Source organism: Nocardia africana NBRC 100379, from assembly GCF_001612635.1.
Classification (GTDB): Bacteria; Actinomycetota; Actinomycetes; order Mycobacteriales; family Mycobacteriaceae; genus Nocardia; species Nocardia africana.
The window spans coordinates 500,134-513,930 of the sequence record NZ_BDAV01000005.1; the positions used below are offsets into that span (position 1 = coordinate 500,134).

Consider the following 13,797-nt stretch of genomic DNA (forward strand, 5'->3'; position numbering starts at 1 on the left):
AAGGCGGCACCGAACTCCCGGTACCGCCTTGCTTCGCTTACAGCTGACTCATATGTCGCCGATGGCTACTCGGCGGCGTTCTCGGCGGACTCCGCGGCGCCCTCGGAATCCGACGCCGCGTCGGCGGGCTCACCGAACATCTCGGCGGTGTCGACCGTGTTGCCCTCGGTGTCGGTGACCTTGGCCTTGAGCACCACGCCGGCCAGCGCCTTACCACGGCGCACGTCGGCGAAGATCGCGCCGAGCTGTCCGGCCTGCTGGATCTGCTGGATGAACTGTTCCGGCGCCATGCCGTAGCGCTGCGACTGGAACAGGATCCGCTCGGTCAGCTCCTGCTGGCCGACCTCGGTGTTCTCCGCTTCGGCGACCGCGTCCAGCAGCAGCTGGGTCTTCACCGACTTCTCGGCGGCCTCCTTGGAGTCCTTGTCGAACTCCTCGCGGGTGCTGCCCTGGGCCTCGAGCGCCTCGGCGAACTTCGCCTCGTCGTGGTCGAAGCCGTGCACCGCGTCGTGCAGCACGGCGTCGACCTCGGCCTGCACCGCGGCCTCGGGCAGCGGCACCTCGGTCTTGTCCAGCAGCGCCTCGAGGACCTTGTCGCGGATCTCGCCGGCCTGCTGCACCTTCTTGCTCTGCTCGACCTGCTTGCGCAGGTCTTCCTTCAGCTCGTCGATGGTGTCGAATTCGCTTGCCATCTGGGCGAATTCGTCGTCGGCCTCGGGCAGCTCGCGCTCCTTGACCGAGTTCACCTTCACGGTGATGACGGCTTCCTTACCGGCGTGCTCGCCGGCCACCAGGGTGGAGGTGAAGTCCTTGGACTCCTCCGCCTTCAGGCCGACGAGGGTGTCGTCCAGGCCCTCGATCAGCTGGCCGGAGCCGACCTCGTGCGACAGCCCGGAGGTGGTCGCCTCGGAGACCTCTTCGCCGTCCACGGTGGCCGACAGGTCGATGGAGACGAAGTCACCCTCCTGCACGGCGCGCTCGACGCTCTTCAGGGTGCCGAAGCGCTGGCGCAGCGACAGCAGCTGCTGCTCGATGTCCTCGTCGCCGATGGTCAGCGGATCGACGGTGACCTCGATGCTCTCGAAATCGGGCAGCGCGATCTCGGGACGGACGTCGACCTCGGCGGTGAACGCCAGCTCGTCGCCGTCCTCGATCTTGGTGATCTCGATTTCGGGCTGGCCGAGCACCTTCACCTCGGAGGCGGTGACGGCCTCGCTGTAGCGCGCCGGCAGCGCGTCGTTGACGACCTGCTCCAGGATGGCGCCGCGACCGAGGCGGGCCTCGAGCAGCTTGGCCGGGGCCTTGCCCGGGCGGAAGCCGGGAATGCGAACCTGCTGCGCCAGCGCCCGGTACGCCTTGTCGAAGTCCGGCTTCAGCTCCTCGAAGGGCACCTCGACATTGATGCGGACCCGGGTCGGGCTCAGCTGCTCGACGGTGCTCTTCACGGACATGCTCCTTGTTCGTTGTTCACTGGTCTGTGTGGCCGCCGGACGGAGGTGTGATCCGCCGGCGACGATGTTCGGGTGCCGTCGTACGACGACGCTGTTTCCCCCCGAAATCGCATCCGATCAAGGGTAGTCGACAGCGGTATTCGGGCCGCAATCGGCCGTAGGGAAGTCGTGTCGTCGCGCGACGAGACGACTGCGGACTAGCCGACCTTCACGGCATCGGTCACGAACACGAGCGTCTCGTTGGGCTTCACGCCCTGCCCGCCCTGGCCGTAGCCGAGGTCCGGCGGGATGATCAGCAGGCGGCGGCCGCCCTGTTTGATCCCGATCAGGCCCTGGTCCCAGCCCGGGATGACCTCACCGGCGCCGAGGGTGAGCGGGAAGGTCTGGCCGCGATCGAAGGAACTGTCCAGCTTCTTCTTGTCCGACCACGTGACCAGCGAGTAGTTCATCTCCACCGGCTGCCCGGTCGCCGCCGCCGGGCCGGTGCCCTCGACGAGATCCTTGGTGACCAGCTGCTTCGGCGGATCGCAGGTGTCGGGGATGGTGATGGTCGGCGCCTGGCCGAAGCCGCCGGTGACGCCGATGTCGTCGGCGGTGCATTCGCGGCCGTGGCTCGCCGTCGGAGCCGCGGCGGCCGAGGTCGCGGCCGGCGCGTGGGTGCCGGGCGCGGTGGCCGACGGGCTCGCCGAGGTGTTGTCGTCGTTGCCCCCGCAGGCGGTGAGGGCGACCGCGGCCACCGCGACGGCGGCCGAGCCGATGATCCTGGCCAAAGTCTGCATGCGCGGCACCCTAATCGGTGTGCACGGCGGTCTCGCGGTGGGCCCGGTAGCCTGGCCTCGAGTCTCCATCCGAAGCGGTTACCGAACACCCCAGTGTGAGGAGCACGATCGTGACCGACTTGGCGAGTTCGGAAGGACGGGTCCCGGCCACCGACCCGACCGGAGCTGATACGGCGGCCGACAATATCGGCGGCAGCGGCGGCGCCACGATCGCGCCCGAACCGTATCGGCTGGCCGAGGTTCCCGGCCCGCTGTCACCGGACGAGCTCGCCGATCTGGACGCGTGGTGGCGCGCGGCCAACTATCTCGCGGTGGGCCAGATCTATCTGACGGGCAATCCACTGCTGCGCACCCCGCTGACCGCGGAGCACATCAAACCGCGGCTGCTCGGGCACTTCGGAACCGTGCCGGGACTGAATATGGTGTGGGCACATGCCAATCGGGCGATCCGGGCCCGCGATCTGGACGCGGTCTTCGTCGCCGGACCCGGGCACGGCGGTCCGGGGCCGAACGCGTGCGCCTGGCTGGAAGGCACGTATTCCGAGCTGTACAGCAACATTTCGCGCGACGCGACCGGCATGGGCGCGCTGTTCGCGCAGTTCTCCTATCCCGGCGGCGTACCCAGCCATTGCGCGCCCGAGACACCGGGCTCCTTCCACGAGGGCGGCGAACTCGGCTACTCCCTGTTGCACGCCTACGGCGCCGCGCTCGACCATCCCGACCTGACCGTGTTCTGCGTGATCGGCGACGGCGAGGCCGAAACCGGGCCGCTGGCGACCAGTTGGCACGCGAACAAATTCCTCAATCCGGCGCGCGACGGCGCGGTGCTGCCGATCCTGGCGCTCAACGAATACAAGATCGCGAATCCGACCCTGCTGGCCCGCATCCCGGAAGCCGAACTGCTGTCGCTGCTGCACGGTTACGGCTACGACCCGATCATCGTCGCCGGGCACGACCCCGCGACCGTGCACCAGGCGCTGGCCGCGGCGCTGGATCGCAGCCTGGACCGCATCGCCGAATTCCAGCGCGCCGCGCGGGAGAGCAGCGACGGCACGCGTCCGCGCTGGCCGATGATCGTGCTGCGCACGCCGAAGGGCTGGACGTGTCCGCCGGTGGTCGACGGCAACCGGGTCGAGGGCACCTTCCGCGCCCATCAGGTCCCGCTGCCGGCCGCGCGTTCCGACGACGGGCACCGCCGGGTGCTGGAGCAGTGGCTGCAGTCGTATCGTCCGGCGGAACTCTTCGACGAGGACGGACGGCCGTATCCGCAATTGCTGCGCCAGGTTCCCCCGGGGCCGCGGCGGATGAGCGCCAATCCGGTGGCCAACGGCGGCGCCACGATGCGGGATCTGCGATTGCCCGACTGGCGCCGCTACGGCGTCGAGGTCCCCGCACCGGGCGCCACCTCGCACGAGGCCACCCAGGTGCTCGGCACCTGGCTGCGCGATGTCACCGACGCCAATCGCGACAATTTCCTGATCTTCGCACCCGACGAATTGGCCAGTAACCGGCTCCAGGACGTGCTCACCGTCACCGGCCGCAATTGGCAGGCCGAAGTCGGCGAATTCGACGTGAAATTGGACCGCCGCGGCCGCGTGATCGAGGTGCTCTCGGAACATATGTGCCAGGGCCTGCTGGAGGGATATCTGCTCACCGGACGGCACGGCGTCTTCACCTGTTACGAGGCGTTCATCCATATAGTCGACGCGATGTTCAACCAGCACGCGAAATGGCTGGACGCCAGCGACGCGGTGCCGTGGCGTCGCCCCATTCCGAGCCTGAATTATCTGCTGACCTCTCATGTGTGGCGGCAGGATCACAACGGATTCACCCATCAGGACCCCGGTTTTCTCGATGTGGTGATGAACAAGCAGCCCTCGATCGTGCGCGTCTATCTGCCGCCCGACGCCAATACTCTGCTGTCGACCTACGACCATTGCCTGCGTTCCCGCCATTACGTGAACGTGGTGGTGGCCGGCAAACAGCCGCAGGCGGATTGGCTGTCGGTCGACGAGGCGAGACTGCACTGTGCCCGCGGCGCCGGCATCTGGGAATGGGCCGGCCACAACGACGAGGCGGGCACGACACCCGATGTGGTGCTGGCCTGCGCCGGTGACGTGCCGACCCTGGAGACGCTGGCGGCCGCCGCCATTCTGCGAGAACGGCTGCCGCAGTTGCGCATTCGCGTGGTGAACGTGGTCGATCTGATGCGGCTGCTGCCGGCGGACGAACATCCGCACGGCCTGCCCGATCGCGAATTCGACACCCTGTTCACCCCGGATCGGCCGATCATCTTCGCCTTCCACGGCTATCCCTGGCTGATCCACCGGCTCACCTATCGGCGCACCAACCACTCCGGCCTGCACGTGCGCGGGTACAAGGAGAAGGGCACCACCACGACCCCCTTCGACATGGTGATGCTCAACGACCTCGACCGCTATCACCTGGTGATGGACGTGATCGACCGGGTTCCGGGGCTGGGCACCCAGGCGGCCGGACTACGCCAGGAAATGGCCGACGCCCGTTTGGCCGCGCGTATCTGGACTCGTGAGCACGGCGCCGATATTCCGGAGGTGGCCGACTGGCGCTGGCCCTACGGCCGATAACCCTCGTCGTACCCGTCGAACAGCGCGGACGGCCGTTCGGAGTTAGGCTCCGCATGTGCCCGCCGGGACGGGGGTACGACCGAGGAACGGAAATACCGCATGGAACTGCGCTCTACCCCCGCGGTGGTCCCCGCCGTGCCGCCTGTCGATCCGACGCCCGCGGGCACGGCATCGTTCACCGTGCATTTCACGGGATATCTCTATGCCGTCGGATTGCGCGACGCCTTCGCCGATCTGATCGCACGCCACGAACAATTGCGGACCGTGTATCCGATGCCCGGTTCGAGTGCCGCGCCGCGGGTTTTGTCCGCGACCACCGCGGTATTGCCACGCCTGGTGCCGACGCCGGTGGCCGCGGCCGAATTATCGGAGGCGATCGCCGAATTCGTGGAGACGGAAACGGCTGCGCCACTGTCGGTTCCGGTGCGGGCGAGAACTTTCCGGCCGATCGGCGACGCCGAGGAGATTCCACAACATCTGCTGGTGGTGATTCTGCGGCGGGCCGCGGTCGACCGCGTATCGCCGGCCCGGCTGGCACGCGACCTCATGACCGCCTACGCCGCCCGCCGCCGCAACCTCATCCCGGCCTGGGACGCGGCGCGCCCCGCGCATCGGCTGACGGTCCACGAATTGCAGGGCGTGCGGCTCATCGAATCCGGCGGCGAGCGGGTCGCCGACGCCTACCGCTGAACCTCAACCGGTCGCGAGCACCTCGGTGAGCCGGTCCAGGAACGGACGCTGACCGGCGACGATCTTCTCGCGGGCGAGCTCCGGTTCGAGCCACTCCACCCGATCGATCTCCGGGAACGTCTGCATGCGGCCGGATCTCGGCGGCCACTGCATCTCGAAGGTGCCGGGCACCACCTGCTCCGGATCCAGGTCGCCGGCCACGGCCCACACGACGACCTTCTTGCGGGAGCGACCGCTGCCGTACTGCGACTCCCCCAGCGCGATCCACTCACCGTCGGGCACGGGCAGGCCCAATTCCTCCGTGAACTCGCGCGCCGCGGCGGTCCGGGCATCCTCGGAATCCGGTTCGTACTCCCCTTTCGGCACCGACCAGGCGCCGGCGTCCTTGCGCGCCCAGTACGGACCGCCCATATGTCCGAGCAGGACCTGCAGCCGCGGGGCCTGCCGGAACAGCAGAACTCCCGCACTGAATGTCGACGCCGTGGCTCCGGTCATGGTCGCAGTCTGCCGCACCGGACCTGGGCCGTGGCGGCAGAGGGCCGCCACGCGCCCGAGTTACCGGGCCGGCGTCGTCAGGTCGTACACCGTGGTGCCGCCGACATCGGTCGCGGCGTACGTACTCTCCACCCACTGGGCGATCCGGCTCGCCTCCGAGGTCTCGTTCGATCCGCGGCCGCGCCGCTCGGAGCCGACGAAGTAGTGGATCCGTCCCTGTGCGACGTCGGCGCGGAACCGATCGAGGGTCGGGGACGGATCACCGCCACCGAATCCGCCGATCGGCATGACCGCGTAGCCCGAATCGAGCTGCAGGTCCGCGGCCCCCATCGAGCTGATGGCCGCGGCCGCCCACGTGTAGCCGGCACCGTTGTTCTTCAGCAGATCGATCAGCTGCTGATTCGTCCGCTCCCCCAGGCCGGGACCGACCGGGCGAGCGGCGGCACCCCGCCCCGTGGCGTCGGGTCCGGTGGCTGCCGGGTCGTCCGACCGCGTCGCCCGCCCCGGTCGCGCGGGAGTTCGGTTGACGCCAGCCGAATCCGACCCGCCGTCCGCCGGTCCGCCGGCCCCCGGGGCGCATGCGTTCTGTCCAGCAGCAGGAGCGCCGGATCCCTCCGGCTGCCCGGCCGGGGCACCCGGACGAGCACCGTTTTCCGCGGGTGCGGACGGTCCGCTACCGATACCGCCCGGCGCCGCGGGTCCGCACGCGCCCCAGGGGCCCCCGGGTCCGAAACCGAATCCGAATCCACCGCTGGTCTTCGGTCCGGCGAGGACGATGCCTCCGTTGTGGGCGGAGGCGATGGTCTGGATCGAATAGGCCACCGGTGCGGCGATCGCGACGAGCACCGCGACAACGGCCGTCCACGCCGCCGGCCGGCGCGGTTGCGGTATCACCAGCGCGACGGTCGCGACCGCGCCCGCGACGCCGACGATCCACCGCAACCACGGCACGAAATCCGGCGTGCGATCGAGCACGATCACCGCCGTGACCGTGGTCAGCGCGGCGGCCGCGGCCAGCACGACCCGGACGCCGAGCCGATCGCGCTGCCGCCACAGCACCACCGCCCCGATCGCGGCCGCGCCGGCGACGCCGGGCGCCAGCGCGACGGTGTAGTACTGGTGGAAGATCCCTTTCATGAAGCTGAACACCAGGGCGGTGACCAGTGCCCAGCCGCCCCACAGCAGCAGTGCGGCCCGCCGGGTGTCGGTCCGGGACGCCCTGCCGCACAGCACGACCGCCGCGACGCACAGAATCAGCGCCGCCGGGATCAGCCAGGCGATCTGACCGCCGACCGTCTCGCTGAACAGTCGCGTGATCCCGGCCTCCGAACCGAAGGACGGTCCGTGGCCGCGACCGCCCGGTCCGGGCGGACCGCCGAACCCGCCTCCGGAATCCACCCCGAGCCGCTGCAGCCCGTTGTAGCCGAGGGTCAGCTCGATGATCGAATTATGTTTCGACCCACCGAAATACGGCCGCGAATCGGCCGGCCACAACTGCGCGACCAGCACCCACCACCCGGCGCCGACCACCAGTGCGGCTCCGGCGGCCAGCAGCTGCAGCAGGCGTTTACCCAACCGGGGCGGCCCGGCGAACAGATAGGTCAGCGCCAGCGCGGGCACGACCAGCAACACCTGCAACTGCTTGGCCAGGAAACCGAGTCCGACGAAGCCGCCGCACAGCAGCAGCCAGCGCCAGCGGCCGTCCTCGAGGGCACGCGTCATCGCCCAGACCGCGGCGATCATCAGCAGGACCAGCAGCGCGTCCGGGTTGTTGTAACGGAACATCAGCGTCGCCACCGGCGTCACCGCCAGCGCGAGCCCGCCGAGCAACCCGGCACCGGGGCCGAAGGTCCGCCGTAGCGTCGAATGGAGCAGCGCGACCGCGGCGACCGCGATCATCACCTGCGGGATCAGCATGCTCCAGCTGTTCATCCCGAAGAGGCGGGCCGAGATCTCCATCGGCCACAGCGACGCCGGCGTCTTGTCGACGGTGATCGAATTGCCCCAGTCCGAGGAACCGAAGAAGAACGCCTTCCACGATTTCGCCCCGGACTGCACGGCGGCGGCATAGAAGGAGTTGGCCCAGCCGTTCGCACTCAGATTCCACAGATAGGCGATCGCGGTGCCACCCAGCAGCGCGGCGAGTCCCAGGTACTCCCACGGCAGGCTCCGGGTGGCGCCCCGGCCGGGTGTCGTCACGCCGTCCGCCGGGCGGCCCGGCGCGATAGCAGTTTCGGTCATGGCTGCCATGATGGTCGGCCGCGCCGCCGCTGCGCTGGGACGCCGCTGGGAGAAACCTGTGAACCGCCCGGTGCTCGCCGCCGCCCAGTGATCCACGCCGCGCGCCGAGGAGAGAACCGTCACTGTGCCGCGATGCCCGGGAAACCGCCGGGACGGGATAGGCTGAGGGAGGAGTATCGGTTACTCCTACTCCCTCCGTCGTGGATGTCTACTCTTCGCGTCGGCCACCCAGCGGTCAGCCTCCGTGCTACGAAGCCCGGCGCCGCTGCAACCCCAGCGCCGCTGCGGTTGACTCTGCTGCTCGAAAGGCATCACGACTACTCATGACGACTCGTTCATCGAGCCCTGCCGCCGGCTTCGAAACTCTCGGCGTCGGCGCGCCGCTGCTGCGCGCGCTGGCCGCGCAGGGTTTCAGCGCACCGCTGCCGATCCAGGCCGCGACGCTTCCCGACACGCTCGCCGGCCGCGATGTGCTCGCTCGCGGGCGTACCGGCAGCGGTAAGACCCTCGCCTTCTCGATTCCCATGGTCGACCGGCTGCACCGCCTCGGTCACCGGCGCCTCCCGGGCCGCCCCGCGGGTCTGGTGCTGGCACCGACCCGTGAACTCGCCACTCAGATCGCGGCGACTCTGGAGCCGTTGACCGACGCCTGCGGGTTGCGGGTGGTGACGGTGTTCGGTGGCGTGCCGCAGGCCCGGCAGGTCCGCGAATTGCGTTCGGGCGCCGATATCGTCGTCGCCTGCCCGGGCCGGCTGGAGGATCTGATCAAGCAGGGCCTGGTCGCCCTGGACGAGGTGCGGATCACCGTGCTGGACGAGGCCGACCACATGGCCGACCTCGGCTTCCTGCCCGGCGTCACCCGAATCCTCGCCGCGACTCCGGCCGACGGCCAGCGGATGCTGTTCTCCGCCACCCTGGACAACGGGGTGAACAAGCTGGTGCAGCGCTTCCTGCGAAACCCGTTGTCACACACGGTCGACGAGGCGCACTCGCCGGTCCCCGCGATGACCCATCACGTCTTCGAGATCGGCGACAGCGAGGCCAAGCGCGCGCTGGTCCACACCCTCGCCTCCGGAACCGGCCGGCGAATCCTGTTCATGCGCACCAAACATCACGCGCGACGGCTGGCCAAGCAGCTCACCATCGCCGGAATTCCGGCCGCCGATCTGCACGGCAATCTGTCGCAGGTCGCGCGCGACCGCAATCTGGCGGCGTTCGCCGACGGCAGCACGCGCGTCCTGGTCGCGACCGATATCGCCGCCCGCGGCGTCCACGTCGACGACGTCGAACTCGTCGTGCACGTCGACCCGCCCGCCGAACACAAGGCCTATCTGCACCGCTCCGGGCGTACCGCCCGCGCCGGCAGCACCGGCGACGTGGTGACGATCATGCTGCCGGAACAGCGCAAGGACGTCGCGGTCCTGCTGCGCAAGGCCGGACTCGACGTCCGCCCGCAACAGGTGAGCCCGGATTCCGCCCAGGTCGCCGCACTGGTGGGCCCGGTCGCCGCGCCGGTCACTCCGCCCGCGGCGAAAGCCGAACGCGCCGACCAGAGTTCACGCCGTCCCGCGCGAGGCGACAGCGCGTCCCGCAGATCCGGGCGGCGCGGCCCGGCGGCGCGCGGCGAGCGCGGTGAATCGGCGAACCGCGGCCGCACCGCGACGGTACCCACCGGTCGCACCGCCTCGCCGCGTTCCCGGACCGGGCATGATGGGGACCGGGCGGCAGCGGCCGCCTCTGAGACGGCTACCGGAGGTCGGGGCACGGCGGCGCGAAACCGGCGCACCATCGGCAATCAACGCCCGTCCGCGTCCGACAGCGGCCGCGGCGCGCGCACCGGTCACGGACGCCACGGCACGGCCGACGCGCCGGCGCGTACGGGCAGCACGCAGTCCGCGCGCGAGCGCACCGCGGTGGGTACCGGCCGCACCGAGCGCGGTTCGGCCGCCCGCTCGACGGCTACCCCACGCGCGGCGGGCGGAACGAAACGCGCTCAGGCGCATGCTCCTTCGGCGGGATCGCCGCGGCCGGCGCGCGGCAACCGATAGCGGCTTCCCGCCGACCGGCGGTCCCGGCAGGCGAGCGCTCACCTCACAGGGGTGATCGACGCGGCCGGGACACCGCCCGGTTCGGGGAGCATCCGGCGCAGTGGATCTCGACCGGCTATCCGGTCAGCTTCAGGCCCACCACTCCCGCCACGATCATCAGCAGCAGGGCGATCTTCACCAGCGACGCCTGTTCGGTCCCGGTGACCATCGCGTACAGCACGGTCAGCGCGGCCCCGATGCCCACCCACACCGCGTAGGAGGTGCCCACGGGCAGGGTCCGCATCGCGTAGGCGAGACCCGACATCGAGGCCACCAGCGCGGCCGCGAAGACCAGCGACGGCACGATGCGGGTGAAGCCGTGTGATTTCCCCAGGGCGGTGGCCCAGACGGCCTCGAAGACTCCGGACAGCACCAGCACGATCCACGCCATAGTCGGCATCCTTTCGGAAATACCGTCTTGTCGGGGCCCGGGTACGGTTGCGATCGTCCGGTCGGCCGCAGAACGCGACCTCACAATTCCAGCGCCCTCGACCGAGCGTAAATTCCCGGTCGTCATGGTCGGGATGACAGGATTTGAACCTGCGACCCTCCGCTCCCAAAGCGGATGCGCTACCAAGCTGCGCTACATCCCGTTTCCGTCCAGCGGCTCCGCTGGCGCCTCCCGATGGACGGGATCCGGCGGCCGGGGATTGCCGACAATCCCCTCATCGGAGCGGGTGACGGGAATCGAACCCGCACCATCAGCTTGGAAGGCTGAGGTTCTACCATTGAACTACACCCGCAGGCATACGACACCAATGGGATCGCCACGATGTCGTCTGCGTGTAGGACTGTACCGAACTTCACTTCCGGAATGCCAATCGCGCACCCGGTTTTCGCACGGCGCGTCCGCCGGACCGCTCACCAGCGCTCCCGGCACCACCCGCGGCAGGCTCACAGCGACTGAACAGCAACCGCGTCGGCCGACCCGGGTGGCACCTTCCGAGCGGTGCCGGCACACGATCGTCGCACCCACGAAAGGCACGGTCACCCACCGGCAGCCGGTACCCCACCAGAACCGGCGCCGCCTGTTACCACGCCCGGCACAACGCGGCGCCGCGGCCACCCCATCGCACAGGCGGGATATGAGCGCTCGCTCCACGGGCGCGGCTCGCCGACGCCCTGTGATACTCGTCACCAGCGGCTCGCCGCCGCCGCTCGAACCGCTGCGGTGTCAAGCCCTCTGGCCTGCGATGAGAACGATTCGCGAAGTCCCGCACACTCGCGGATGAACAGCAGTGGCAACACGCCGCATGCGACACGCTGAGGCAAGGTGTAACGCCGCAGGCCCGACGTCGATCACACTGCCGATCGCCATTCGTGAGGTATCGGAACAGGTTGTAAAACAGCGTTTTTCGGTGCCGGGTGGCTTGCTAGGATCCTTTTTGCCGGACGGGGGTATCTGGAAAGGGGGCGGTGAGCGTGCGCCGAAGGTGTACTCGACCGCGAAGCAGTGAGCGCGTTCCGGAGGGCGTGACCGGCCGGAGCGCCGGCGTCGACGACGTCTGCGCGAGGTGATCGGCGATGGCTGCCGAACTCGACACGCAGACCGCCGCCATCGTCGCGGCGACGACACGGGACTGGGTTCGCGCCGTCTATCCCGGCAGCGGGCTGACAGTCGGTCCCGAACACCTCGAGCAGGTGTTCGCGGCCATCATCGACGAATTGTTGAATCTTGCACAGTCCGAACCGTTTCCGGTATCCGCCGCCCGCGCCATCGGACGACGGCTGGCCGAGGCGCCCCTCGACCGCACCCGCATGCTCGCTCCCGCCACCAGAGCGCTGCTGGGCTTCGCGCCGGGTGATTCCGGCTCCCTGGTGGCGACCCGGTGGCCGTTCGTGGCCAGCCACGCCATCGACAGCTACGCCGAGGCCCTGCAGCAGCGCGCCCTGGCCCAGCAGGAGCGGAATCTGACCGCGGCGGTCTCGGTGCGGGTGCAGGAGATCGCGGCGCTGCAGAATCGGCTGCGGCACGAGGCGACCCACGACGCGCTGACCGACCTCGCCAACCGCTCCCTGTTGCAGGAGCGGGTGCGGCTGATGGCCACCGACCACACCCGCGGCGTCGGCCTGCTGCTGATCGATCTGGACGACTTCAAGCAGATCAACGACGGCTACGGCCATTACGTCGGCGACGAGGTACTGGTCGAGATCTCGCGGCGGCTGCGCGCGGCCTGCCCGGACGAAACGGTCGTATGCCGCTACGGCGGCGACGAATTCGTCCTCGCCCTGCCCGCCCGCCGCAATACGCTCGCTGAGGTGGCAATGCGCGTGCTCACCGCCCTGCACGATCCGGTGCCGACCGATGCCGGGCCGGTGCCGGTGTCGGCGAGTGTCGGCACCGCGTTCTCCCCACCCGGACGTCCGTGCGACTTCTCGGATCTGCTACGCAGCGCGGACCGTGCGATGTACACGGCCAAGACGGCCGGCAAGCGGCAGTTCGCACTGTCCGAACTCGGCGATTCCGACGGCGAGCCGGGCGGTTACGGCGCCGCCCGGCTCCGCTACGACGCGGCCGTCGCGGGCTGAGAGCAAGCCTCGGGCAAACCGTCGACGCGTACTCTGGTCGATGTGTGGCTCCTGCTGATTCTTGTGGTCGTCGTGCTGATCGCGGTCGTCGCGATGGCGGTCGCGGGGCGTTCGAACCAACGCACCCGGGAGAACAACCAACTCGCCGACGCGAAGGCCGACGCCCGCCGGTTGATCGAACGCCTCGGCGGCCAGGTCTACAACCTCACGGGTACCGATCAGGCCTCCAAACAGGCGCTCGCGGATGCCGGTGAACGGCTCAACGCCGCCGGGTCGCAGATCGACCAGGCCACCACCGTCACCCAGGCGCGGCTGGCCAAGGAAACCGCGATCGAGGGCCTGTACTACGTGCGCGCGGCGCGGACCGCGATGAATCTCGACCCCGGACCGCCGGTTCCCGAACTCGACGGGCAGCGCTCCGCCGGACGCGTCACCGAGGACCGGACCGTCGACTTCGACGGCCGCCGCATCGAGGCTTCGCCCACACCCTCCCCGCACACTCCGAACTACTACCCGGGCGGCCGGGTCGCCGGTCGACCGGTCCCGGCCGGCTGGTACTCCGAGCCGTGGTGGAAGACCGCACTGGTCGCCGGAGCCTGGGGCGTGGGCTCGGTGCTGCTGTTCGACGCGCTGTTCGGCGGCATGCACGGCGTCGGCTACGGCGCGGCCGGATTCGAAAACGGTTACGGCGCAGGTTACGACGCCGGATTCGACGCGGGCCAGGATGCCGGCCAGGACCCCGGGCAAGGCTTCGACGGCGGCGACCAGGGCGGATACGACACCGCCGGATACGACGGCGGCTACGACCAAGGTGGCGGGTACGACGGTGGCGGTTTCGATGGAGGCGGCTTCTTCGACGGCGGTGGTGGCTTCGACGGGGGCGACTTCGGCGGATTCGACGGAGGTTTTTAGCTTTTCC

Annotated in this window: 10 protein-coding genes, 2 tRNA genes and 1 riboswitch; of the genes, 5 read left to right on the forward strand and 7 right to left on the reverse strand. The window is 69.5% G+C overall.

Annotation, left to right across the window (positions count from 1 at the left end; translation table 11 throughout):
* Window positions 1–65 precede the first annotated feature (65 nt).
* Window positions 66–1,445, reverse strand: coding sequence for a trigger factor (gene tig / locus NA3_RS07535; protein ID WP_062962957.1), 1,380 nt, complete (start codon window positions 1,443–1,445; stop codon window positions 66–68).
* A 203-nt stretch (window positions 1,446–1,648) separates the two neighbouring features.
* Complete coding sequence (locus tag NA3_RS07540; protein WP_062962777.1) at window positions 1,649–2,230, reverse strand: FKBP-type peptidyl-prolyl cis-trans isomerase; 582 nt, start codon at window positions 2,228–2,230, stop codon at window positions 1,649–1,651.
* A 110-nt stretch (window positions 2,231–2,340) separates the two neighbouring features.
* Here NA3_RS07540 and NA3_RS07545 point away from each other — a divergent pair, with 110 nt between their 5' ends.
* On the forward strand, window positions 2,341–4,836 hold the full coding sequence (locus NA3_RS07545) for a phosphoketolase family protein (RefSeq protein WP_372464173.1): 2,496 nt from the start codon (window positions 2,341–2,343) through the stop codon (window positions 4,834–4,836).
* Window positions 4,837–4,935: 99 nt separating this feature from the next.
* A complete protein-coding gene (locus NA3_RS07550; protein ID WP_062962778.1) occupies window positions 4,936–5,526 on the forward strand; it encodes a condensation domain-containing protein in 591 nt (196 codons plus the stop codon).
* A 3-nt stretch (window positions 5,527–5,529) separates the two neighbouring features.
* On the opposite strand, the gene NA3_RS07555 is transcribed toward NA3_RS07550, so the two are convergent.
* Window positions 5,530–6,021, reverse strand: coding sequence for an NUDIX hydrolase (locus NA3_RS07555; protein WP_062962779.1), 492 nt, complete (start codon window positions 6,019–6,021; stop codon window positions 5,530–5,532).
* 60 nt (window positions 6,022–6,081) lie between these two features.
* On the reverse strand, window positions 6,082–8,262 hold the full coding sequence (locus NA3_RS07560; RefSeq protein WP_084491301.1) for an ArnT family glycosyltransferase: 2,181 nt from the start codon (window positions 8,260–8,262) through the stop codon (window positions 6,082–6,084).
* A 323-nt stretch (window positions 8,263–8,585) separates the two neighbouring features.
* On the opposite strand from NA3_RS07560, the gene NA3_RS07565 reads away from it, so the two are divergent.
* Complete coding sequence (locus NA3_RS07565; RefSeq protein WP_084491303.1) at window positions 8,586–10,310, forward strand: DEAD/DEAH box helicase; 1,725 nt, start codon at window positions 8,586–8,588, stop codon at window positions 10,308–10,310.
* 115 nt (window positions 10,311–10,425) lie between these two features.
* Here NA3_RS07565 and NA3_RS07570 read toward each other — a convergent pair whose 3' ends face one another.
* From NA3_RS07570 to NA3_RS07580, 3 genes are all read right to left on the reverse strand, one after another.
* Window positions 10,426–10,740, reverse strand: a complete 315-nt coding sequence (locus NA3_RS07570; RefSeq protein WP_062962780.1) for a DMT family transporter — start codon at window positions 10,738–10,740, stop codon at window positions 10,426–10,428.
* A 16-nt stretch (window positions 10,741–10,756) separates the two neighbouring features.
* Window positions 10,757–10,824, reverse strand: a riboswitch (guanidine-III (ykkC-III) riboswitch).
* Between the two features lie 41 nt (window positions 10,825–10,865).
* Window positions 10,866–10,942 (reverse strand) — tRNA-Pro (locus tag NA3_RS07575).
* A 79-nt stretch (window positions 10,943–11,021) separates the two neighbouring features.
* A tRNA-Gly gene (locus NA3_RS07580) sits at window positions 11,022–11,092 on the reverse strand.
* Between the two features lie 781 nt (window positions 11,093–11,873).
* Here NA3_RS07580 and NA3_RS07585 point away from each other — a divergent pair.
* Window positions 11,874–12,878, forward strand: coding sequence for a GGDEF domain-containing protein (locus NA3_RS07585; protein ID WP_062962781.1), 1,005 nt, complete (start codon window positions 11,874–11,876; stop codon window positions 12,876–12,878).
* Window positions 12,879–12,971: 93 nt separating this feature from the next.
* Window positions 12,972–13,790, forward strand: coding sequence for a GA module-containing protein (locus NA3_RS07590; RefSeq protein ID WP_062962960.1), 819 nt, complete (start codon window positions 12,972–12,974; stop codon window positions 13,788–13,790).
* Window positions 13,791–13,797 lie beyond the last annotated feature (7 nt).

Coding starts and splice junctions, on each gene's coding strand:
- NA3_RS07570 (WP_062962780.1), bottom strand. CDS start 10,740: ATGGCGTGGATCGTGCTGGTGCTGTCCGGAGTCTTCGAGGCCGTCTGG.
- NA3_RS07550 (WP_062962778.1), top strand. CDS start 4,936: ATGGAACTGCGCTCTACCCCCGCGGTGGTCCCCGCCGTGCCGCCTGTC.
- NA3_RS07585 (WP_062962781.1), top strand. CDS start 11,874: ATGGCTGCCGAACTCGACACGCAGACCGCCGCCATCGTCGCGGCGACG.
- NA3_RS07590 (WP_062962960.1), top strand. CDS start 12,972: ATGGCGGTCGCGGGGCGTTCGAACCAACGCACCCGGGAGAACAACCAA.
- NA3_RS07555 (WP_062962779.1), bottom strand. CDS start 6,021: ATGACCGGAGCCACGGCGTCGACATTCAGTGCGGGAGTTCTGCTGTTC.
- NA3_RS07565 (WP_084491303.1), top strand. CDS start 8,586: ATGACGACTCGTTCATCGAGCCCTGCCGCCGGCTTCGAAACTCTCGGC.
- NA3_RS07540 (WP_062962777.1), bottom strand. CDS start 2,230: ATGCAGACTTTGGCCAGGATCATCGGCTCGGCCGCCGTCGCGGTGGCC.
- NA3_RS07560 (WP_084491301.1), bottom strand. CDS start 8,262: ATGACCGAAACTGCTATCGCGCCGGGCCGCCCGGCGGACGGCGTGACG.